Source organism: Sulfitobacter rhodophyticola (assembly GCF_041281685.2).
In the GTDB taxonomy this organism is placed as follows: Bacteria; Pseudomonadota; Alphaproteobacteria; order Rhodobacterales; family Rhodobacteraceae; genus Sulfitobacter.
Window position 1 is genome coordinate 63,535 of record NZ_CP166250.2, and the last position, 20,325, is coordinate 83,859.

A 20,325-nucleotide genomic window follows, 5' to 3' on the forward strand; every position below is an offset into this window, starting at 1 on the left:
GGCGACAAACACGCCAAATCTGCGAGGATAGCGCCATGAAGGACAAACCCGATCCACGGCACAATCTGCCCAAGCGACGCCTGACAGAGACGCGGCGCATCGAGACGCCAGACGGCCACACGATCCATTTATCCGTGGGCTACGATCCCAACGAGCATGGACGGCCCCGCGAGGTTTTCTACTCCGCTGGTTTCAAATCGGGATCAGCCCTTGAGTTCCAGATTCAAGACGCCTGCGTCCTCATCTCGATTTTGCTTCAGCACGGGCACCGGCCAGACGAGATTGCGAAATCCTTGGCCCGCACCGAGCGGCCAGATGGTGCTATCGCTTATGCGAGTATCACCGGCCTTATCGCCGACGAGCTGGTCAAAGCGCAGCACTCATCTGCCTGACATCAAAGGCCAGCTTCATCGCGCTTCTCCCCGACGCCCTGCAGGACGATCCGCATTTCGTCAGAAGGATAGGGCCTCAACAACGCCGCGGCCTCGTCCAGCGATCCCGTCAACCATGTCTCATAGTCATCTGGTCTGAGGATCACTGGCATTCGGCCTTTCGCATGTATGGGCCTGATAAGATCATTTGCTTCTGTCGTGACCATCGTGTGAACACGTCGCGGATGCTCCGGTTCAAGTAGATCTTCTCTTTCAACCCGCCAAAGCCCGGCTATCGCAAAGGGTGCGCGATCGTCACCCTCACCCGCGAGAGCAAACCAATAGTCCGTCGCCGGTTTCTGGCCCTTTGTCTCGTTAAAACTCGACACTGGGACGAGGCACCGGCGCTCTGCAAAGCTGCCTTTCCAGAGACCGGACTTGATCAGCTTGTCATCGCGCGCGTTGTTCCATGCAGCGGGTTTGATGGGTTTGCCCGTGACTTTTGACACCTTCGGCGTCCGAAAACCCCACGACATTTGTACCAGCTCGCGGTTGCTTTCATCATCGAGCGCGACAACGGGGGCCGATCCTTTGGGGTGTATGCCCGGCCGCGGTTCTGCGTTGCCAAGATGGTCCCGGCTCGGGTCTACCTTAAACAACTGCCGCATGGCTTCGCTGGCCGTCGTATTCGAGTAGAGGTTACACATTTTTCCGCTTCATTCTTCTAGGGTCTCTGTAGTATAACGCGATTTATTTTTTCTTTCATCTTGCCAAAAATATCCTCGGGGGAGGCGCGCAACGCCTGGGCCAGACAGCCCCGAAAAGGCAACACAGATGTCGGTCTTTCCTTGCGAGAACATATAAAGAACATCTATGGCTTGGCACATGCGCCGCATTTTCGATCATCCTTACCGCGTTGTGCGCTATGACCAGCATGGCGATATGATCGACGAGCTGGCGCAGTGCATCCATTTCGATCTTGCGCGCGCGTGTCAGCATGAAGCAGCAAGAATCTGGCCGGACGATGAGGTTGCCGTGCAGCATGGAATCCGCGTGATGGTGAAAATGAGAGGCACCGAGCAGCTATAGGGCCCCTGCCCCGTCTTTCAGACGTGTCACCGCGCTATTCAGGCTTCAGCCGGCAGACCGGCTTACGCCCGGAACACCGCGCCCTGCCTTCCCTGTGAACTCTGGCGCCAGGGCGTGTCTCTCTGAGCCCCACCCTGCCGCGTTCACATGGTCGCGCAGACCCCGGCGATCCGCCCCTCCGGGTTTCAATCGCATGGGGCACCGGATCTTTGATCCTCGTCGTCTTGCGCGTTTAACCGCTCATACGCTCGCCCGGACTCATTGCCAGTCGCGTGTGTAGGGCGCTATTTGGTCCGGCTCGGATCATAATTCCGAACATCAAACTATGTTGTCGCTGGCGCAGGAGGTAAAATATGAAGAAGTTTGAGAATGCAGCCCGTAGCCTATTCGCAGGAAAACCAATCCTTCTTTATGACTTTGATGATCGAGAAGCCGAAACCGATCTAATTTATCTTGCCGAGAGAATTGACGAGAAGGCGGTTGCAGATTTGCGCCTCAATGCAGGAGCGCCATTAACTGTCTACATCAGCTGGGAGATGGGTCAGACTTTGGGTTTGGACACATATTTGGACTTTGTTTCCAAGTATGCAGACCCCAACTCGATCTACGGAGCGCTTTCGCAACCAACACCCGGTTTTGACCCTCGCTTTTCCATCACTTTGGATTTCAGGGAAAATAAGACCGGCTGCTCGCATGTTGAGACCGCGCGTACAATTCGAGAGCTTTGTTCCCTATTAAAAGCAGGCGATGCCAAGGACTTTGCTCGACTGTTTCGTGCGCCGGGGCATATTCCACTTATCGTCGGCACAAAAGGTCTTCTCAAAGAGAGAAACGGGCACACCGAACTCATTTTGTCACTCGCAGTAAATCAGGGTTTGTTCCCGATGGTCGTCGCCTCCGAGATGATCGACGAGGAAACCGGCCATTCGACAACGTATGACGACGCGCGAAAATACGGCGAGCAACGTGGTCTTGATTTCATAGGCGGGAACGAACTCATGGAGGCTTACGGATGAGCGAAACAACCGCGACGAAAATGCCCGATGTGACCGCCGCAGAGCCAATTCCAGCGTCTGCCATGTCCGAAGTGAACCGGATTTTGGGCAATGGCGACCTGTACCGCTACACAACGGTAGAGTCGCCCGTTACCCTACTAGAAAGAGACTTCGCCGAGAAAATTGGCAGTCGCTATGCTTTGGCCGTCTCATCTTGTTCAGCAGCGTTGTTTCTCTCGCTGATGGCTTTGGACTTGCAGCCCGGTGCGAAGGTTCTGATCCCTGCTTTTACTTTCGTTGCAGTCCCTTCAGCAGTGGTCCACGCAGATTGTGTTCCCGTCTTGTGCGAATGCGGGTCGAACTATCGAATTGATTTGGACGACTTTCGGCACAAACTGCCGGGGGTTGATGCCGTTCTGATAAGCCACATGCGGGGCCATACCTCCGATATGGACGCCATCATGGCCGCATGTGATGCAGCCGGTGTTCCTGTGGTTGAGGATGCTGCGCATTCGCTAGGGACCACATGGGATGGCCGCAAGATCGGTACTCTCGGAAAAATCGGCTGTTTTTCCTTCCAGTCCTACAAACTTCTGAATTCTGGTGAGGGCGGGATCATGGTCACGGACGATCCAGACCTGATGGCCCGCGCCATCATGATGCACGGTTCCTATGAGGATAAGTGGCAGCATCACGATATCCCGGCCGATGTGATGGCCCGTGTCCAAAACAACATGCCCATGTTCGGTTTGCGTCTGAATACACTTTCAGCAGTTCTGATCCGGGCACAGTTGGAGCATTTGGAACAGCGGGTGCTTGATGGCCGCCGTAACCACGATCATGTCGCCAACAGGTTGCGTGCGATCAACTCTGTGCAAGTACCAGCCGCCTATCCAGCGGAGCTGCGCGCACCAGATTCATTGCAGTTCAACCTGCCTCACCTTTCAGATGACGAGGTGGATGCTTTTGTCGGTGACGCCAAGCGACGCGGTTTGCATATTCAGGTTTTTGGCCGTTCAAAGAACAACTCGCGGGCCTACTGGAATTGGGGTTTTCTGGACGATGTGCCAGACCTTCCGCAGACCCGCGCGATGTTGATGCGTGCATGTGACCTGCGCCTCCCAGCTCGCCTAACACTGGCCGAATGCGATCTCATTGCAGATACGCTGATTACCGCGTTGGGGGAGTAGGGTCAGCTCCTCACAATGGTTGATTGGATCATCTTTCTGCCTGCCTGCTTTGCGCTCAATATGGCGTGTGGGCCAAGCAACCTGTTGGCGATGACGCATGGCGCAAAGTGTGGCGTTCCTTTCGCACAAAAAGCCGCAATCGCCAGATTGATCGTCTTTGTTCCTATGATTGCAGCGAGCGCCTTGGGTCTTGGTCTTCTTCTGACTGCATCTCCGTTCGTCTTTGGCATCGCCAAAGCTATCGGCGCTGCTTATCTCATATGGCTTGGCATCGCGCTTTGGCGGAGCGCAAAAACGCTGAAATCGGAAGAGTTTGTGGATAAGTCTGTTTCTATGAAAATCGCTTTCAGGACTGAAGCCTTGTTGGCTATCAGTAACCCCAAAGCAATTTTGACCTTCGCTGCATTCTTCCCACAGTTCGTCATCTTGGACGCCTACTGGCAAAGCTACGCGATGCTCGGAGCGGCCTTTCTCATCATGGAAGCTATTGCGATCTTCGCATATGCGCTTGGTGGCAGTGTTGCCTCAACATTTGCAGCAGACAAGATCCCGGTGTTTCAGCGCATTTCAGGTGCCATGATGTGCGTGTTCGGTACCTTACTTCTGATGGCGTCGTAGCGCTCGCGAAACCTGTTAGCGGGTCCATCCTTCATTGAGTTTTTCCATGACCTTCTCAAGCCATCCATCATACCAATACCATTGGCCAGCGACATCGACGCCATACCCCTTCCCAGGGTTCCGTGCGTCGAGCTGGTTCACCAGCTGAGTATGATCAAAGATTGCAAACTCTGGAAAACCAGCTGCCTTTACCTTGGCAACCACCTCCATAGGGCGGTGTTTTGGGCGCTCTGTTTCTTTCAGAAGCACTCTCTCAACATGTTCTGCCTCCGGTGTACCAGCTTTGACAAATTCGACAGCCAAGTCAGCTTTTGAAGCCTGGCCTGCTACCTTTGGTACAAAGGCTACGCGATAGCGAAACTTGGGGTCGGCTTGTTCTGCATCGGTCAATCCATTGTGGAAGTCATCCATTGCAGCCGCCAGGTTTGGCGGCAAGTCCTGACCGACTAAACCGGCCCTCTGCGCTCCATCGAACGTGACGAATTGAAGTGCTATCGGCAACCGTTTTTCTAATGCAAACTCTTTGCCAAACAGGGTCTTGATTGCGTCGTTGAAGTTGATGCAACACGCTTGCAGCTTGGCGCTTAGAGCATCGTCAATGCGGTCAGTTGATTGATGTTCAATCTCATGTCGAATCTCTGTCAGAAAGTTGAGATTATCAATGACGCCTTTTTCAACCGGACACCCGCCGTGAGCGAGGCATTGACCGAGTTCCCAATATTTATCGGCACCATGTTTTGTTTTCTGTACCACCCCAGCCTTCTTGTACCGATAATCGACCCCTTCCCTCTTGTAGTAGGCGTGCATCAGGTACGTCCAAGCTATTACGCTTGTGACGATGAACAGTTCCGCGCGGAAAAACAGTCCGGCGCTGTTAAAAGTATGAACAGCCGCAATCATCGCCTCCCGCGCCTTAATAAGTAACTCATCACCCCTTAGATGAAGCCCCGTTACAGGGTCTATGTCCGGCCATGCACTCAGAAAAGCATCCAGTTCCAAGTCGCTCGCCGGTTTGATCCCAGCGTGCATCTTGCCATCTTTGATTTGGGATATCCGAGCTTGGTTAACTGAGCGAGTTGGTCTTGAAAAATAGGCGTGAACGTCTTGCGGGACATAGTTCTTTTGCAGCATCGCTTTCACAATAGCCACTTCCCACTTTTTCAGGGTTTTCCCGGTTCTACGTGCCAAAATCCAATGAGCTTTCTGTTATTCTCGGCCACGACTATCAACGATAGCCGATCATGATTTCGAGAATTAGGTCAGTTTTCGACGGAAAGGTCAAAGTTATCTGACGTTCGAGATGATCCGTTCTTTCCTGGTCCCTTGGGGTTCGGTCAAGCCGAACGCCACAGCGGGACGTGAGCGGCAGGGATGCCGCCGCGCGCAAGTGAAATAGACGGGGCCGTGTCCTCGCCTCCGGCTGCGGGCCGCACCACCCCCGGTCGATTTCCCCCGCGCGCTCCTAATCCTTCCTTTCATCGCATTCGAGGTTTCAGGAGCAGGCGCATCCGCGCTGTCCCTCAACCCCGATCCATTGGGCGACAGATCCAAGCGACACAACGAAGGAGAACCGTTATGGGAAACGTCCCCTGCCCGCCACAACAGATCACCATTCACTGCAAAACCTGCGGAAGCGAAAACGTCCGGCGCGACGCCAGCGTTGAATGGAGCACAGAACTGCAGATGTGGGAAGTCGTAGTAGTTTATGACGCCGCCGATTGTGAAGACTGCGGTGGCGAAACCAACCTTATTGAAAAGCCTATCGCAGTAGGTGCGTCATGAAAAGCACCGTCCGACTGATTGAAGGTCTGCACATCACAGCCGCCGACAAGCGCAACATTCTCGAAGGTATCGAATACCTGCGCGGCGAAGAGAACCACGCGCAATGGTTGGGCCGAAAAGGTTCAGCGAAGCGCTATTGCCTGACTAGTGATCCAGAGCGGGCGAACCGCTTTCACGTCCTCATCGGTGAGACCTACCGCACGGATACAGGCGGCAAGCGTGAACGACAGTCAAAAGTCACTATTGAAACAACAGGGGTGGAACCCCTGCCTGCCGCGTCATGGCAGATCGACCAAGGCGATCTTTTTGATGGGCTGGACAACAACGAGGCCCAAGGGCCTATTGCTTAAAACACCTTCGGGGGCCGCGCGACGCGCCGGGGGCCGAAAGCCCCTCCCCCTCTATCAAAGAGGCATTCGCTATGCTCGTGAACTTTTACACGCCACGAGGGGACGACTACGAGTTGATCCATGCAACTCGTCTCGACATTCTGGAGGCATTGCCAAGGGTGGGAGATGAAATTCACATCGACAACTTTCAGGGCATCGTCAGCGTGGTTCGGTGGCGGATCAAGGATGATAAGCAGATTGTGGCCGTCATGGTCGAAGAAATCGCCCTAGACACCACCAACCTCTCTCAGCCCCGATAAAATGCTTCGTTTTGATCGAGCCACTGGCGCATTTTTTCGAGGTGCGATCTGACATGGTGCATAGTCTCGCGCACCGTCCAAAAGATGCCGAAGGCGCACACGGCTAACATCAAATAGAACGCCTGATTTGTGAGCCATGAAATGTCCCACATCACATAGGCCACCATGGCAACGACCACGAAACAGCCAATCAGCAACGACAAAAGAACCGCGCGAGTGCGGTGTCGATATGCTTCTGTCAGCAGTTGATCGTGGCCGCTGGCCAGGATTGGTTCAACAACACGCCCCTGCCAGTCTTCATGCGCGTTTTTTTGAGCGATTACACGCTGGCGAACCTCAAGCAAAGATCGAAGGGGATTCCGCATAGGTCCAGTGTACCATGGCCGTATCGAATTCACACCGTCTGTCTTTGTTTCGGCGCGATCACGGCGAGCTTCGCCGATGATCACGCTTTTGCACCAATGCTTGAGATGCTCCGGACAATTCAAACTAAGCGCCCAGGTATGGTCCCAATCCCGGCAAGCGCATTCGCGCTTTATCCCGGATTGTCACGCAAACCTTTGGAGCTGCCACATGACATCTGTGATCATCTTTGGTTTCACCCTCGCTGCCGCCTTCATTGTTGAGATGCATCAGCATCCCTCGCTTGGGTTCTGGCGCTAACGCTAGACCTCCATTTCATCGAGGTAGGCTTGTCCGGATTCAAGGATCGTCACACCAACGATGGGCTTGCCGAGGGCCGCTTGCAGGTTGATCCATCCGAGCCGTTCAGCATGTTGCGCCCCAGCCAGGATTTGATCGTCGCTTAGGTCAGCCATGAATTCATGCGCTTTCAGTCGCCCCATGTCCGGCCCTACCCCTTTCACGTATGGGCCTTCAATTTCCCGAACGGTCATGATGATTGCCAAAGCAACATCACCTGAGCTTGGGTGATCGTCACTCATCCACAAATTTCCTTTTCATTTTGCCAAAAATATCCTCGGGGGAGGCGCGCAGCGCCGGGGGCAGACAGCCCCCTCCTACCTATAAGGCCCGCGATACGGTTCCCCAACAAGTTGAATGTGCGGACATCCCAAAACGAAACTGGTCGCGGCGTGCAGCGAGCGGAAGTAGATGCAATGCGCTTTTTGCGATGACCACAGTGTGTGGGGCTTGCTGGCATAATTGCCGGTCCCGACATGACGTTGCAGCCATTGTCTGGTCAGCTCGTTTGTCATCGGATCTGCTCGCACGCTTATGCGGACCGGGAATTCCCTGTCCATGACGTCATAACGATGTGGTGCTTTGTTCCCCATGGCGAGGAACATAAGCAGAACATTGTGAGGTGATCCAGTGCGCAATGCGATCTGCGACCACGTCAACTCTGGTCCCTTGGGGTTCGGGCAAGCCGAACGCCACTGCGGGACATTCGCGGCAGGGATGCCGCCGGATTTAAGCGAATTAGACAGACCCGTGTTGTCGGCTGCGCCTCCTGCCCGCGCCAGTCCGTCGATTTCGCTCAAATCCTCCCAATCCTTCCTTTCATCGCATTCAGGTTTTCAGGAGCAGGCGCATTCTGCGCTGTCCAAAAAACCCGATCCATTGGGTGACAGACCCAAGCGACACCACAAAGGAGAACTGTCATGGCGAAATTTGATGTTTATGCCGAGGTCACAAGTCAGATCATTGAGGCACTGGAACAAGGTGTAAAGCCGTGGGAATGTCCTTGGCAGACGAATGCCGCTGCCTTGCCCTTTCGCGTTACCGGAGACAGATATCGCGGGATCAATCATGTCCTGTTGAGCCTCAAGGCATGGGCGCAGGGTTATCGCAATCCTGTTTGGATGACGTTCAAGCAGGCAAAGGATTTGGGCGGTATGGTCCGCAAGGGCGAGAAGTCATCCCTTGTTGTGAAATACGGCACTTTCGAAGCGAAGGAGGGAGCGCCCGAGGGTGACGCGGATGCCAAGATGCGAGGTTATTTGAAAGCCTATCGGGTGTTCAATGTTCAGCAGATCGACGGGCTAGAGGATCAATTCCCGACACCTGATGAAGCTGAACCACTGAATACCCGGCCCATCGAGCAGCTTTCGCACATTGCTGCCAACATGATCGAGAATATGGGTGTGGGCTATAAGGAAGGCGGGGACTGCGCTTGCTACGTACCGTCTTTGGATAAGGTTCACATGCCGGAGTTGCCGAAGTTCAAAGCAGCAGAGCTTTTCTATTCAACCCTTTTTCACGAATTGTCCCATGCAACAGGTCACAAGCGCCGGTGCGATCGGACGAACGAAAAGGCGGGGTCCAAGTTTGGGAATGCGGTCTATGCGATGGAAGAACTCGTTGCCGAGATTTCGTCGGCGATGATGGGCGCGCAGCTTGGTTTTCAGCCGGGCCACATCGAGGACAGCGCGGCTTACGTTCAATCGTGGTTGAAAGTGTTGCGCGACGATAAGCGTGCGATTGTCAAAGCAGCAGCGGCGGCGCAGCGAACCGCTGACTATCTGATGGATCAGGCCGGAGAGATTGCAGAGGCCGCTTAGGCCCCTGCCCCATCATCGCGAAGTGAATTCATCGTGAAAAACGCCGTCATGCTGCTAAGGTGAAGAAACTCCCTGTTGGCCGGTGTCGACCGGAGCCCCCGTTTTCCGCCGCGAAAGCGGGGGCTCTGCTATTCAGATGCAGGTGAAGGCGGGCGCGTCGCCCAGGTTCATCGTGACCGACGCCGTGCCAACGGTCAGCTCAACGCTTTCGGTGTTGCGGAGGCCGTCCAAGAGTGGTTGCCAGATATGTTCCGCAAGGTCGCGTTTTGAAAGCCTGCCATGAACGAGTGAGGCGGTGATGGTTTGGCCGTCTGGAAAAGTCAATGTTGCCGTGGTGTTCAGGTCTGAGTTGCCGCCAAAGACGATCAAGACCATGCTTTCGGTGCCGCCATAGACACGGTTGGGATCACAGACGAGGCGAATTGTTGCCCCGTTATCCGTGGTGGAATACAGATCAAGACCGCGCGTGAAATCGTGGTCCCATGCTATCGCGGGAGACGCCGCAAGTGCAGCGATCAGCGGTGAAAAAAGGCGATTATTGAAACGCATAGGCTGGCTTCCTTTCGGAGCCAGCCTAGCATTTTTTGGGCCAAAATGGAAGATCACGCCTCCATTTCGGCGGTGAGAACCCACTTACTTTGCCAGACATCAAACGTAGCAAATGTTGCGCCCTTCGGATCGAGGATCTTTAGGGAGCCAGAGGTTTCCTTGTCTTGCATGTAAGACGCTCCGAATACTCGGAGCGTTTCTGGTGATGGCGAGTAGACAACACCGACATCTACCGTGTCATCGTCGCTGCGCATGGAGAACATATCAGGCATAATCGTAAATCACGTCCTCCCGCACTACGTCGTCAAACCATTTCGGTGTTCGCGCCCCTGTGTTCCATTCATAGAGATATCCGACGATATCTCGCGTTTTGGCATCGAGAATGCGGGCGACGGCTTTTCCTTCAATCTTCCGTTTTCGCACCATGTTCAAATCCTTTTGCGATGCGGTTGGGGTTTGAGCCCCCTTCCGCCGGTGGCGAAGCCTCTGCTGAACTGTCCAGCCGAATGGCCCCATGCCATTCGACTGGACAGAGCAGAGAGGGCGTAGCCCGTCCTGCGTCCGGAGACGGTTCGAAGACAGGGGGCCGTAGGGCGGAAAATTGGGGGGACCGCGCAGTGCGTGGGGGTGCCGATTTTTTGCACGGAGGCTGGCGCGCTCGCGCGACATCACAACCCCTGTTGCGAGCCGGGGCCGGATGGCAGGCGGATCAAGGCTAAGATAAATGCCGACGCGCCTAGAGCGAAGCGGAGGGCGTGTTGTCTCTTGTTCTATGCAATGCCGCGCTTCACGCGGTATTTCTTTGGCTACTTCTGTGCCAGCTCTTGCAGAACCTCATCAAGGCACTTCCAAAACAGCGGTTCGAACTGCCCGCGCAGCATGGCGGTATCAGATGATAAGCCGTAAGGATCATTTTCGGTGCGCAGATGGTCGATCAGTTCGGCGTTGACGCGCTTCGTGGTCTGATAACCATCGCGGATAGGCAGGCGATCCGCTTCCGGTTTTTCAATGAATTCGCGTTTAGGATCGAAGAGCTGGACGGCCTTGCGCCCTGCTAAGCGGATTGGAACCTTGCGGTCGATGCCCTTAGCAACAAGTTTGTCTATGGCCGCACCGTGCACACGGGTGATTGCAGCAGTTAGATGAACTTCACGGGTAGCGTCAGACGGCGCCGGAGATGCTGTTACTTGAGGTTTTGTCTTTGGCTTCGGCGTGGCTTTTGGCCTAGGTGCGGGAGCGACGGGTTTGTCACGCCGTTTGGGCCCGGAGTCGCTCGCGATCTTTCTTGGAACGGCTTCGGACGCAATGGGTTCGAGTGCTGGCTGCGGCGTCTGATCTGACTTTCTTGGTAGGTTTGAATGATACTTCGGGTCACTGCCCTTGATAGCGGTTCTCTGTTTGCGGGGCATTATGCGGCCTCCGTAACTTCTTTGAGGATTGCAGCAGCTTCGTCCAAGGCCTCATCGAAATATTTGGCATGTACTCGTCCAAGCGGATTGATGCCGGAGCGTTTCGTTTGGGCTATGGTGTGTAGCAATCCTTCTTTCGATGCTTCGCGATGCTGTTTGCGGGACATGAAGAAATGGGAAACAACCGGGAATTCATCAAAGGCACGGTCTTCGAATTCGAGCTCGGTCTTGCTCTGCTTGGCTGGTACATCTGAAAGGACGACGTGAAAGGAGGGAAGAGCTTCTGGATTTTCAGCGCGGTCGGCGAGGCCCTTATACCATTCGAATGTGTCGTTGGTGCTCTTCCAGTCGTCCATGCTAAGTTTCATCGGGAGGATGATAACGTCGCTGGCAGCTGCCAGATCATCGGCCCAAGCGCCCGCCGCGCCCATCGTGTCCACAAAAATGTAATCAACGTCACCGGATTCATAGGCTTCGTCCGTTTTGGTGCCAAGCTCGTCAGAGAATTCCAAATGTTCGACTGTCAAAAGAGGATCATTGATGCCGAGCGACGTGGCCCAGTTCATCATTCCTTGTTGTGGGTCGGTGTCAAAGATGATGCATCGTTTTTTGTCGCGCATTGCCGCACTTGCGAGTGCTCGGATCAGTGTCGTTTTGCCGGCACCGCCTTTTCGACTCATAACGGCGACGACCTTCATGTCTTCATTTGCCATCTGCTTCGCCTCAATGTTGGTTGTTTAGTGTACGTTGTCGGCGGAACGCTGTGCAGTGTCAAGTGTGCAGTGATGCAGGTGTAGTGCATAAGAACTAAGGCGCAGTGATAGCGGAATGCGGTACAAGGTACAGTGTTTGATGCGTAGTGAATAGTGCCGGTGGGCGGGTGTTAGATGTCTGCGGTCCAGTGGCCAGTGTCAAGGGTGCAGTGTCGGCGGTAGGCGGCGCAGTGTCGTATGTAGGTTGCACAGTGACGGCGGCACAGTGTTGGAGGTCTAGGGTCGCAGGGAAGATGTCCAGTGTATAGTGTGGAAGAAGTAGTGCGCAGTGAAGAGTGCACAGTGAATAGTGCACAGTGTATAGTGCGCAGTGGATGGCGGAGATTGAGACGAAACAACGACCATTTTAGCCCACTCCAGAAACTCGGGAGACGGTTGGGAGCAAAATCGGCTCGGACGGCGGCTCGGAGGGTCCGCACAGGCTTGCTTGAGGTTTTTATAGGGTAGGGCGGCTGAAAGCAAATTGTGGCCCTCAGCGAGCCGTTTTTTCCAGCGGGGCCGTCACCTTCGGTTTTGGGGCCGGTCTCGCCATCGGCTCGACAGCCTCGATTCCGTAAATCTCGGCGAGAAACGGAATAACTGATAACACTACATTAATACGGTATTGTCTCTACGACTGCATTATTGTAATAACATCAGTTATGATGATGGCAGGAAATAGGGGTTCTTTGTTCCAATGCCCAAAGGTCGCATCCTCACTCAATCTGAACGCCTCGTAATTGTCCGCGAAGCGGCAAAAGGCGTAGGAAAGCAGAAGCTTGCACAGCGGTTTGGTGTGACTAGGCGAACAATCGACTACACCATCAAACGAGAAAAAGACCGACGCCGTGACACGGGCATTCGAACCGCTGCGGCCAGCGTCACTGTGACCCCAGATGAAATGAAAGCGTTCGACGCCGAGCTTGCAAAGCATGGTTTCGTTAGTCGTGCAGACGGTTTGCGGGCCTTGATGCAAGCGACAAACGGCATCTTCGTGCCAGATGAACATCTTTCCGGCGAGCTTTCGAGCTTCCGAGCAGCGCTCAATCGCGTCGGCAACAACATCACGCAGATTGCCCGCCGAATGAATGAGGCGAAGAAAAGAGGACTGCCTCCGCCTTGGTCGAACCGGCAGTATGAGGAAATCCGCGCGCTAGCGGGCACGATTTTGGAGATGGGTGATCAGATCGACCTTATGGTCAGGCGTCGAAACTCAGTAATGGCGGCGACTGTTGATGATGTATTGAGGGAGTTTGCCCTTGGCACGAACTAGCGCAGTCGAAGCCGTTACAGGCGAGGTTTTCCGCGAGGGTTGGGACCGTGTTCGCGGCTCCATGCAGGGATTGAGCAGCAAGAAAGCGGGCCAGCTCTACCGTGCTGCACGGGGCCATCGCGCAGCGGTCTTCAAGGCGATCAAGAATGGCGGCACCCACACAAAGGGCCAACTCAGTAATCAGCTATCCTACATCACGCGTGACAATAAGCTTTCTCACTTCGTTGACAGTCGGGGCACGTTCGACGGGAAGACCAAGTTCGATGAGAAGGACATCAAGAAACTCACGGATCGGTTTGCAGAACGGTGGGATAGCGGTTTCCGCCCCAAAATGGGCAACACAACGCACATGCTCATGTCTTTTCCGAAAGGCATTCGGTCTGAGGATGTCCGCGAAATCGCTTCGGATGTTTGCGAGCGGTTCTTTGAAACCGACGAGGGACACTTTGACTACGTAATCGCAGTCCATAAGGACCGGGATCACCCCCACGCTCACATCGTCCTTAATAGACGTTCCCAAGAGGGAGAGTTTTTCTACTTGGGCCGGGATCACCGCTTTAACTACGACGATTTTCGCCTCGCAATGGTGGAAGAGGCCGAAAAGTATGGCGTCAAGCTAGAGGCAACATGTCGAATAGATCGTGGTGTGGTGCATTACGCACCCCGAACGAGAGAAGTCTACGCGGTCAAAGAGGATGCCGCAAAAGGTATTATCCGTGAGCCAGCTCCGCGCGAGCGTGTCGGCAAGGATTTGGCCCGTACCCTCGCTGAGATTGCAAGCACCAGGATTGTCTATCACTCGCTTGCCGCCGAGGCGTCTCAAGACAGTCGAGAAGAAATTGCTCAAGCCCTCCAAAGAGCCGCCGAGCTTTTGGGTAACGGCTCACAAGTCGAACAAGATGGAGATGTGTACATGGGAGTTGTTGAAGACTTTGATGAACTGAAAAGCCGCTATGCTGATACAGTTGAAGAAGTTCAGGCGCGGATCGCTGGCTTGCCAGAAGGTCAGCGGGCACAAAAGCAGCGCGACTTGAACCAGCTTCAGGCGGGTGTGCGACGAATGCAGCCTCTTGGCCTTCGGTCTGCAACACTTGAACAGAGGCCGTCCGATGGCGGCATTTACTCGGAGTTGAATATCAACAGCGAGCTTACAGGCCGTTTAAATGATGGAACTACGCGGGCACAGATCGACAATGCGCTGCGCGGCACGGGGATCAATGCTGAAACCGTTGTAAACCGGATCGAAACAGGCGCACCAAACGCTGCACTTGAGCAGCAGTGGGTAGCAGATGACCTTTCCAAGGTTGCACAGGCTCAGGGGTTGAACCTTGAGCGCAAAGATGACCTCGAAGCGGCACGAGAGCGGTTGAACCAAGTGCATGTTGAATTAGGCGTGACGCTGGAACGTGCAGAGGTGTTGCGTGATGACGGTGTGATTGAGGAAGCGCGGGAAATTCGTTTTCACTTCGATCAAGAGCAGTTTGACGAGACGACGCGTGCGATCCGGCAGGAGTTGCGAGGGCAGGGGGTCAACGAAGCACAGCTTGAGGCTCGTGTCGTCGAAATAGAAAACCGCGCGTTCGACCGGATCGAGGCAGAGCAACAATCCTATCTCGAAACGCGGCCCGAAATCCTCTCTGATCCTGGCGCGGTATATCGCACCGACGAAGAGGGCAGGGGCCGGATCACGGATCAGGAGTTCGCAGATCGGCTTGATCGGGAGATTGAGATCATCCTTGACCGTGCGCCTGCCAATCAGTCGATCTCCGAAGCCGTCGCGTCTGATATCAAGGATCGCTACCCCGACATGCCGGATCATGTCGCCCGAGGCTTGGGTGATACCTATGAGACCAGCTTCCGTTTGAACAACGAGCAGGAGTTGCGTGAAGCGGAGCTCGAAGCCGCTGACATCGCTACGGTGCGAGAGCAGGCGCTTGAAGCGAACAGGTTGGACAACGGAATCGCGCAGGCAGAAGCCGATGGTATGTCCGTCGCAGAGCGTCGGGAGCTAGTGTCGGAGATAGAGACGAATGTTCGAGAGGGTTGGAGTGAGGATGACCGTGCTTATACCAATGATCGGTTTGAGCAACTTGTGATCGAGCGCGACCGGCTTGAAGCCAAAGGAGGAAGTGTTCAACGTCGCGTGGCCCTTGCGAACGAGTTTTCTGCATTATCCGCCGCCCGACAGAGCGGCCAGCTTACTGCCGATGAGGCGCAGCGCGCGGATGTGTTGTTGCGTGACACAGCGGATCGCTATGGCATCCAGATGCGTGACGGGTTGGTGCGTGAGGACACCCGTGAATTCCAAGACTGGCAAACAAACGACCCAGAGGGCGAGCGTGCAATGGTAGATCGGTTTGAGGCCGAGCGCTTGGAGCGGTTCGATGCAGACCTTGCCCGTGTTCGGGGTGGTGTCACGGCGGAGCGTGATCTACGCGCAATGGAGATAGATCAGACCAGCCTTGACCGGATGAGTTCGCGGGTCCGCGACGAAATCATGTCTGAGAACGCCGACACGCAGAGTTTCGATCAACGGTATGAGCGGGCCGAAGCTATGGCTGCGAGCGGAGCCATCGAGCAAACCTCCCGCGCCCGCATTCTGCAAGAGCGTGAGGAATACCTCAGTCAAAGACCGGAGCTAGCAGCGGAACGAGTTCTTCCATATTCCGACGTTCCCTTTGGCGCGAAGATCGAGGACCGCGAGCGTGTCGATCAGATCAGCCGCGAAGTGGACAGGGTTATGGCTGATCGTGACAACCGTGGCGACGTTTCAAGAGCCGTCGCCGATGACTTTCGCGCACGCTACGCCGACATGCCGGACCATTTGGCCCGTGGCCTTGGTCGGACGTATGAAATCGCGAACGAGGCGAGGGATAGGGAGGCTATCCGTGACGTTGCGGGGACACGCATTGAGAATGAGGAAATTTGGCGCGTTGTCGAGCATGAGAGGTCCGATGATGTGTCGCCGTCGCTGGCAACAGACGAACAGGGTCTCAGCTATCGTGAGCAGATCGAGCAAGAGCTTGATGACAAGCAGATCGAGCGCCTGCGTGACGGCGACAGCGACGCCTTAGAGAACGTGTCCGACGACCGGCTAGACAGGCTCTACGCGGCGAAAGCCTATCTTCAATCAGACTCTGCAACGGCGAATTCGGAAGCCTATCGAGAGGTCGTACAGGAGATTGCAGAAGAGCAATACGAATTGCAGAAAGACCGGTTGGTCGACTCTGAGCGCGAAGGAGGGCCAGTCCATGGGTAAGGGCCGCATCGTATTTGGAGTGTTTCTATTGACGCTGTTGGCTATCGCCATTGGCTATGTTGTTTCGTCTGCTGTCCTGACCTTCAAGGATTTGGGCTTTCAGGCGGATATCGACTTTTTCTATCTGGCTGAAAACTACTTTTACCTGCGCGACTATCGGCCTGATGACTTCCGCCTAGTGAATCTTATCATGGTAGGTTTCGGCATCGCTGGCCTGTTGATGAGCATTGCAGTGTCTGGATCGGCGTTGACGAAATTCGGCCTTACGCATTGGCAAAAAACCGGCGAGCTTTCGAAGAGCGGTTTTTTCGGCAAGCCGGGTACAGGGTTTATCCTGGGAAAGATGTCGAAGCCAAAGCGCAACGGTAAGTACCTTGTCGCGAAGAAGTTCCCACACGCTCTGATCGTCGCACCCACAGGCCGAGGTAAGACTACGGGTTTCGTGATCCCGAACCTTTTAACATGGGAAGGTTCAGCCGTTGTGCTGGACGTGAAGGGCGAGAATTTCGAGGCGACGGCCCGGCACAGGCGCAAGCAGGGGGATAAGATCTTCCGCTTTGCGCCAACCGACTTCGAGGACCGCAGAACGCATCGTTACAATCCGTTGTTGCGGATTTCCGAGCTGAAGGACCCGGCACAGCAACAGATGGAGTTGCAGCTACTCGCTTCGCTCTTCCTACAGAACGAGAACGAGCGCGTTCAGGGCCTCTTGAAAGGTGGTATCGACTTGTTCGTTGCAGCCGGTCTTTTGGCATTCCAGCGCAAGAAGCCGACACTTGGCGAAATCTACCGCATCGCTGCATCGGGTGGGAATAAGCAGAAGGAATACATGGCGCGAGGCGTTGAGGTCCAGAATGAGGCTGCAAAGCTAATTTTCACGCGGTTGGCGTCAACCAACAACGACACCCTGACATCTTATGTGTCCCTCTTAATGACTTCGGGCTTGGACCAATGGCAAAACCCGGCCATCGACGCGGCGACACAAGCGTCTGACTTCGATTTTCGGAACATCCGAAAAGAGCCGTTCAGTGTCTATCTGATCGTGCAGCCGCTCATGGTTGAACCAATGGCACCACTGATCCGGTTGTTCTTTTCCGACCTTCTGGCGTCGATGCAGGACAAAGAGCCAGGTCCTGATGAACCGTGGCCCGTCATGATTATGCTCGATGAGTTTAACAAGCTTGGAAAAATGCCCATCGTTTCCAAGAGCATTGAGACGCTGCGTTCGTATCGCGGGCATCTTGCAATCGTCACCCAGACAATCCCGGCGCTTGATGAAATCTATGGTGAGAACACCCGACGCGCCTTGCAGGGGAACGCCGGAGTGAAGCTCTACCTTACACCATCGGATGAAAAGACCGTCGAGGAATTGAGCAAGGCCGTTGGTAAGACGACCAAGAAGGTGGTCACGCGGTCGCGTGCAATCGGCAAGAACCCGTTTGAAGGTCGCAGCCAATCGGTGAGGACGGAGGAAGTTTCATTGCTTCCGGAGGACGAAGCCAGGCGTTTGCCGCTTGAAGATATCGTCATGGTGATCGACGCGCAAATGCCTATTCGTGCAAAACGTATCGAGTATTTCAACGATCCGTATTTCAAGCGCATCCATGGGGAGCAAGCGGGGGATCTACCTTTCCCAGAAAAAGAGGTGGCGACTTCGCTGTCTGCCTCGGACGAAAACGAAGCAATCAAAAAACCGGAAGTTGGTGCAGCAGTTGAAGCGTCCGAACCAGTTGCCGAACCTGCTGCGATGCAACCATCACCGTCGCCAGCTGCAATGCCGGCGCGACCGAAAAAGCAAGGTAAGTTGCCTATCGAGCCAGTTGACCGGGCTGTCGTAAAACGTGAATCTATTCAAAGGGCGGCAATGGAAGATACGCAACGCCCCACAATCGTCACGCCGAAGCGCAAACGGGCAAAAGCAGTTGTTTCGGTTGATGCGGAGCAGCAACGGCAGATCGAAATGGACCTCGCCACGCAAGTGGAGCTTAGCCTAGAGACGCCAACGGAAGCTGATGTTGTCGAGCTAAACGGTATGATGGAGGGCTTGGAACAGTTGAAGAAGAGTATGCCAGAGGTGGCCGAGAAAGACGGCGAGCTTGATCCCGTCCCGCCATTTGCTGCTGAGCAGGAGCGCCAATTTGCAGAGGACCTTGCCAACGGTCCCGCACTTGTCCGGCGCGGCGAAGACGGAGAGTTGGAACGCGCAACTGGGGAGGGCACAGAGAAATTGGGCTATCGCGATGAGGGCTCGGCCGTCAAAGCATGAATGACCTGCGCCCGTCGCTTTTTGTTGGCGCTGGCCCAAACGGGTCCGGCAAAAGTAGTCTCGCGTCTTATGACGGAAGACGATCTACATGAGCTGTGCGAGTTCAACGACACCCGTAATGTTGATTCCGATGGGGAAGGGGGCGCGCGCGAATAAGCGCAGCCATTTCAATGCAGCGTGTGAGGCGGGTGATCGACCAGGATCACGCGGAATCCTTCAGGCGAAGATGGCGACTCAACCAAGACAAAGATTTCGTGCGTTCCCTCTCTTTCATAGAGGCAGCGAAATTTTCCATAGTTGTCTCCTTCGTCAAGGATCTGATCATAGCGGAATGTGAAGCTGATGCCATCTTGTTCCCACTGAGCTAAGCCGGACCGAGTGACGAGGGCTAAGGGCTTCCCATCAAGCAGAATAAGGTTTTTATCAACGACGATTTGGTGCATGGGGTGCAGCTCCATATGGAAAAACGGCCCGCGATGCGGGCCGTCATACGATGATTTTAAGGCTATCGACCGATGCGCTTGTTGCGATCCATCTGGGCCTCATAGTTCGGCGCTTGGCCCGCATTCGGGTTGGTTTGGGGCTGATTGTTCGCCGGTGCTGGTTGAGGTTGGGCATTTGGCCGTCTCATTGGCATATCGCCAATACCCATCATCGAGCGAGCCCGTAGTGCTGCATATTCAGCACCTGTAGCGTTGCCCATCAAGTAACGGTTCTGCGCCTGTTGAGAACCGGCAAATGCCCGACCAAAGGCATAGCTTCCACCCAAGCCACCGGTGATGGCAGGCATCATTATGTTTCCTGAAATGGCACGAACGATGAACGGCGTGGCTAAGATGAAACCCTTGGCCATCAACACCATCATAATGAATGGCAAGAGCGCACCAATGTTTGGAGCAGCTGTCGGATCGCCAAGTTCGCCAAGAAGCGATGCCGAGATACCCGTGATCGTCGAAAATACGCCTGCAATGACAATCGGATACATCGCAAATGAAACAACTGCGGTTAGCCAGCGTGCGAAGTAGTCTTTTGTGACATCGAACAAGGTCAGGAAGATCATGATTGGAGCGAGACCAAGAAGAAGAGCGATCATGAGGCGTGAGGCAACCATGATGAACGCTGCCAATGCACCCAACAGTGAGAGTAGGAACACGCCAAGATTGGACAGGATAGCCCCCGCCATCCAGTTCAACTCTTCACCTGCCGCGTTCAAGTAAGCGCCGAAATCAGCAATCATAGCGTCAAACTGTTCAGCATAGGTCCCAGAGGGGCCAGGTGCGCCGCCACCAACGGCGGCGATCAACGAAGCAGCGATACTGTCGATCCCATTGAGAATGGCCGAGGATAGAGCGTTAAACTGTGTCCAGTTTTGAGCGAATATCCCTATGAGGATGATCTTTACACCGAGCCAGAATGCTGAGCGTCCGTCCATTGAACGATACTGGAAGACCATGTTGATGGCGACGAAAACGAGCACAAGAGTTGCACCCAACGTTGTGATCGTTCCGACCGTTGCCGCTACGGCGCCAAATTGCGTTTCCGCCGCGTCATCCAAAAACCCCTGTGCTTCGTCTACGATGTATGAAACGACGCTCATGTTT

The 20,325-nt window shown here is 54.7% G+C and carries 24 protein-coding genes; 12 read left to right on the forward strand and 12 right to left on the reverse strand.

From position 1 onward, the window contains the following. The first annotated feature begins 35 nt into the window (after positions 1–35). Entirely contained in the window at positions 36–392 is a 357-nt protein-coding gene (locus AB4X18_RS00800) for a hypothetical protein (protein ID WP_370398927.1), read from the forward strand. 2 nt (positions 393–394) lie between these two features. On the opposite strand, the gene AB4X18_RS00805 is transcribed toward AB4X18_RS00800, so the two are convergent. Beyond that, complete coding sequence (locus AB4X18_RS00805) at positions 395–1,078, reverse strand: SOS response-associated peptidase (RefSeq protein ID WP_370398928.1); 684 nt, start codon at positions 1,076–1,078, stop codon at positions 395–397. A gap of 166 nt (positions 1,079–1,244) precedes the next feature. On the opposite strand from AB4X18_RS00805, the gene AB4X18_RS00810 reads away from it, so the two are divergent. From AB4X18_RS00810 to AB4X18_RS00825, 4 genes are all read left to right on the forward strand, one after another. After that, complete coding sequence (locus AB4X18_RS00810; protein ID WP_432816577.1) at positions 1,245–1,460, forward strand: hypothetical protein; 216 nt, start codon at positions 1,245–1,247, stop codon at positions 1,458–1,460. A gap of 353 nt (positions 1,461–1,813) precedes the next feature. Beyond that, positions 1,814–2,476 (forward strand): 3,4-dihydroxy-2-butanone-4-phosphate synthase, encoded by a 663-nt coding sequence (locus tag AB4X18_RS00815; RefSeq protein ID WP_370398930.1) that lies wholly within the window; start codon positions 1,814–1,816, stop codon positions 2,474–2,476. Further along, a complete protein-coding gene (locus AB4X18_RS00820) occupies positions 2,473–3,645 on the forward strand; it encodes a DegT/DnrJ/EryC1/StrS family aminotransferase (RefSeq protein WP_370398931.1) in 1,173 nt (390 codons plus the stop codon). Before AB4X18_RS00815 ends, AB4X18_RS00820 begins: the two co-directional genes overlap by 4 nt. Before the next feature lie 15 nt (positions 3,646–3,660). Further along, entirely contained in the window at positions 3,661–4,263 is a 603-nt protein-coding gene (locus AB4X18_RS00825) for a LysE family translocator (RefSeq protein WP_370398932.1), read from the forward strand. Between the two features lie 15 nt (positions 4,264–4,278). Here the strand turns inward: AB4X18_RS00825 and AB4X18_RS00830 are convergent, their stop codons facing one another. After that, entirely contained in the window at positions 4,279–5,451 is a 1,173-nt protein-coding gene (locus AB4X18_RS00830) for a DUF3644 domain-containing protein (protein WP_432816578.1), read from the reverse strand. A gap of 387 nt (positions 5,452–5,838) precedes the next feature. Between AB4X18_RS00830 and AB4X18_RS00835 the strand changes: the two genes are divergently transcribed. From AB4X18_RS00835 to AB4X18_RS00845, 3 genes are all read left to right on the forward strand, one after another. Next, entirely contained in the window at positions 5,839–6,045 is a 207-nt protein-coding gene (locus tag AB4X18_RS00835; RefSeq protein WP_370398933.1) for a hypothetical protein, read from the forward strand. Beyond that, the gene (locus tag AB4X18_RS00840; RefSeq protein ID WP_370398934.1) at positions 6,042–6,395 is read left to right on the forward strand and encodes a hypothetical protein; all 354 of its coding nucleotides are present in this window, start codon (positions 6,042–6,044) and stop codon (positions 6,393–6,395) included. The genes AB4X18_RS00835 and AB4X18_RS00840 overlap by 4 nt, the downstream gene beginning before the upstream one ends. Before the next feature lie 71 nt (positions 6,396–6,466). Beyond that, positions 6,467–6,694, forward strand: coding sequence for a hypothetical protein (locus AB4X18_RS00845; protein ID WP_370398935.1), 228 nt, complete (start codon positions 6,467–6,469; stop codon positions 6,692–6,694). On the opposite strand, the gene AB4X18_RS00850 is transcribed toward AB4X18_RS00845, so the two are convergent. From AB4X18_RS00850 to AB4X18_RS00860, 3 genes are all read right to left on the reverse strand, one after another. Further along, positions 6,682–7,143: a hypothetical protein gene (locus AB4X18_RS00850; RefSeq protein WP_370398936.1), complete on the reverse strand. Its 462-nt coding sequence runs from the start codon at positions 7,141–7,143 to the stop codon at positions 6,682–6,684. The genes AB4X18_RS00845 and AB4X18_RS00850 overlap by 13 nt on opposite strands. Positions 7,144–7,359: 216 nt before the next feature. Next, positions 7,360–7,638 carry a hypothetical protein gene (locus tag AB4X18_RS00855; protein WP_370398937.1) on the reverse strand — a complete coding sequence of 93 codons (279 nt, stop codon included), beginning with the start codon at positions 7,636–7,638 and terminating at the stop codon, positions 7,360–7,362. Positions 7,639–7,713: 75 nt separating this feature from the next. Further along, complete coding sequence (locus AB4X18_RS00860; protein ID WP_370398938.1) at positions 7,714–8,196, reverse strand: hypothetical protein; 483 nt, start codon at positions 8,194–8,196, stop codon at positions 7,714–7,716. A gap of 120 nt (positions 8,197–8,316) precedes the next feature. Between AB4X18_RS00860 and AB4X18_RS00865 the strand changes: the two genes are divergently transcribed. Then, positions 8,317–9,216 carry an ArdC family protein gene (locus tag AB4X18_RS00865; RefSeq protein WP_370398939.1) on the forward strand — a complete coding sequence of 300 codons (900 nt, stop codon included), beginning with the start codon at positions 8,317–8,319 and terminating at the stop codon, positions 9,214–9,216. A gap of 132 nt (positions 9,217–9,348) precedes the next feature. Here the strand turns inward: AB4X18_RS00865 and AB4X18_RS00870 are convergent, their stop codons facing one another. From AB4X18_RS00870 to AB4X18_RS00890, 5 genes are all read right to left on the reverse strand, one after another. After that, positions 9,349–9,765, reverse strand: coding sequence for a hypothetical protein (locus tag AB4X18_RS00870; protein WP_370398940.1), 417 nt, complete (start codon positions 9,763–9,765; stop codon positions 9,349–9,351). 53 nt (positions 9,766–9,818) lie between these two features. Beyond that, positions 9,819–10,037, reverse strand: coding sequence for a hypothetical protein (locus AB4X18_RS00875; RefSeq protein WP_370398941.1), 219 nt, complete (start codon positions 10,035–10,037; stop codon positions 9,819–9,821). Then, positions 10,030–10,191 carry a hypothetical protein gene (locus AB4X18_RS00880; protein WP_170157980.1) on the reverse strand — a complete coding sequence of 54 codons (162 nt, stop codon included), beginning with the start codon at positions 10,189–10,191 and terminating at the stop codon, positions 10,030–10,032. The genes AB4X18_RS00875 and AB4X18_RS00880 overlap by 8 nt, the downstream gene beginning before the upstream one ends. A gap of 380 nt (positions 10,192–10,571) precedes the next feature. Further along, complete coding sequence (locus AB4X18_RS00885; protein ID WP_370398942.1) at positions 10,572–11,174, reverse strand: hypothetical protein; 603 nt, start codon at positions 11,172–11,174, stop codon at positions 10,572–10,574. Further along, entirely contained in the window at positions 11,174–11,887 is a 714-nt protein-coding gene (locus AB4X18_RS00890) for a ParA family protein (RefSeq protein ID WP_432816579.1), read from the reverse strand. The genes AB4X18_RS00885 and AB4X18_RS00890 overlap by 1 nt, the downstream gene beginning before the upstream one ends. 736 nt (positions 11,888–12,623) lie before the next feature. Between AB4X18_RS00890 and AB4X18_RS00895 the strand changes: the two genes are divergently transcribed. From AB4X18_RS00895 to AB4X18_RS00905, 3 genes are all read left to right on the forward strand, one after another. Then, positions 12,624–13,199, forward strand: coding sequence for a hypothetical protein (locus AB4X18_RS00895; protein WP_370398944.1), 576 nt, complete (start codon positions 12,624–12,626; stop codon positions 13,197–13,199). 70 nt (positions 13,200–13,269) lie between these two features. Continuing rightward, entirely contained in the window at positions 13,270–16,458 is a 3,189-nt protein-coding gene (locus AB4X18_RS00900) for a relaxase/mobilization nuclease domain-containing protein (RefSeq protein ID WP_432816580.1), read from the forward strand. Beyond that, positions 16,451–18,724, forward strand: coding sequence for a type IV secretory system conjugative DNA transfer family protein (locus AB4X18_RS00905; protein WP_370398946.1), 2,274 nt, complete (start codon positions 16,451–16,453; stop codon positions 18,722–18,724). The genes AB4X18_RS00900 and AB4X18_RS00905 overlap by 8 nt, the downstream gene beginning before the upstream one ends. A 167-nt stretch (positions 18,725–18,891) precedes the next feature. Here the strand turns inward: AB4X18_RS00905 and AB4X18_RS00910 are convergent, their stop codons facing one another. Further along, positions 18,892–19,167 (reverse strand): hypothetical protein, encoded by a 276-nt coding sequence (locus AB4X18_RS00910; protein ID WP_370398947.1) that lies wholly within the window; start codon positions 19,165–19,167, stop codon positions 18,892–18,894. A 62-nt stretch (positions 19,168–19,229) separates the two neighbouring features. After that, the gene (locus tag AB4X18_RS00915) at positions 19,230–20,321 is read right to left on the reverse strand and encodes a type IV secretion system protein (protein WP_370398948.1); all 1,092 of its coding nucleotides are present in this window, start codon (positions 20,319–20,321) and stop codon (positions 19,230–19,232) included. Positions 20,322–20,325 lie beyond the last annotated feature (4 nt).

Coding starts and splice junctions, on each gene's coding strand:
- AB4X18_RS00800 (WP_370398927.1), top strand. CDS start 36: ATGAAGGACAAACCCGATCCACGGCACAATCTGCCCAAGCGACGCCTG.
- AB4X18_RS00805 (WP_370398928.1), bottom strand. CDS start 1,078: ATGTGTAACCTCTACTCGAATACGACGGCCAGCGAAGCCATGCGGCAG.
- AB4X18_RS00810 (WP_432816577.1), top strand. CDS start 1,245: ATGGCTTGGCACATGCGCCGCATTTTCGATCATCCTTACCGCGTTGTG.
- AB4X18_RS00815 (WP_370398930.1), top strand. CDS start 1,814: ATGAAGAAGTTTGAGAATGCAGCCCGTAGCCTATTCGCAGGAAAACCA.
- AB4X18_RS00820 (WP_370398931.1), top strand. CDS start 2,473: ATGAGCGAAACAACCGCGACGAAAATGCCCGATGTGACCGCCGCAGAG.
- AB4X18_RS00825 (WP_370398932.1), top strand. CDS start 3,661: ATGGTTGATTGGATCATCTTTCTGCCTGCCTGCTTTGCGCTCAATATG.
- AB4X18_RS00835 (WP_370398933.1), top strand. CDS start 5,839: ATGGGAAACGTCCCCTGCCCGCCACAACAGATCACCATTCACTGCAAA.
- AB4X18_RS00840 (WP_370398934.1), top strand. CDS start 6,042: ATGAAAAGCACCGTCCGACTGATTGAAGGTCTGCACATCACAGCCGCC.
- AB4X18_RS00845 (WP_370398935.1), top strand. CDS start 6,467: ATGCTCGTGAACTTTTACACGCCACGAGGGGACGACTACGAGTTGATC.
- AB4X18_RS00855 (WP_370398937.1), bottom strand. CDS start 7,638: ATGAGTGACGATCACCCAAGCTCAGGTGATGTTGCTTTGGCAATCATC.
- AB4X18_RS00865 (WP_370398939.1), top strand. CDS start 8,317: ATGGCGAAATTTGATGTTTATGCCGAGGTCACAAGTCAGATCATTGAG.
- AB4X18_RS00870 (WP_370398940.1), bottom strand. CDS start 9,765: ATGCGTTTCAATAATCGCCTTTTTTCACCGCTGATCGCTGCACTTGCG.
- AB4X18_RS00875 (WP_370398941.1), bottom strand. CDS start 10,037: ATGCCTGATATGTTCTCCATGCGCAGCGACGATGACACGGTAGATGTC.
- AB4X18_RS00880 (WP_170157980.1), bottom strand. CDS start 10,191: ATGGTGCGAAAACGGAAGATTGAAGGAAAAGCCGTCGCCCGCATTCTC.
- AB4X18_RS00885 (WP_370398942.1), bottom strand. CDS start 11,174: ATGCCCCGCAAACAGAGAACCGCTATCAAGGGCAGTGACCCGAAGTAT.
- AB4X18_RS00890 (WP_432816579.1), bottom strand. CDS start 11,887: ATGGCAAATGAAGACATGAAGGTCGTCGCCGTTATGAGTCGAAAAGGC.
- AB4X18_RS00895 (WP_370398944.1), top strand. CDS start 12,624: ATGCCCAAAGGTCGCATCCTCACTCAATCTGAACGCCTCGTAATTGTC.
- AB4X18_RS00905 (WP_370398946.1), top strand. CDS start 16,451: ATGGGTAAGGGCCGCATCGTATTTGGAGTGTTTCTATTGACGCTGTTG.
- AB4X18_RS00910 (WP_370398947.1), bottom strand. CDS start 19,167: ATGCACCAAATCGTCGTTGATAAAAACCTTATTCTGCTTGATGGGAAG.
- AB4X18_RS00915 (WP_370398948.1), bottom strand. CDS start 20,321: ATGAGCGTCGTTTCATACATCGTAGACGAAGCACAGGGGTTTTTGGAT.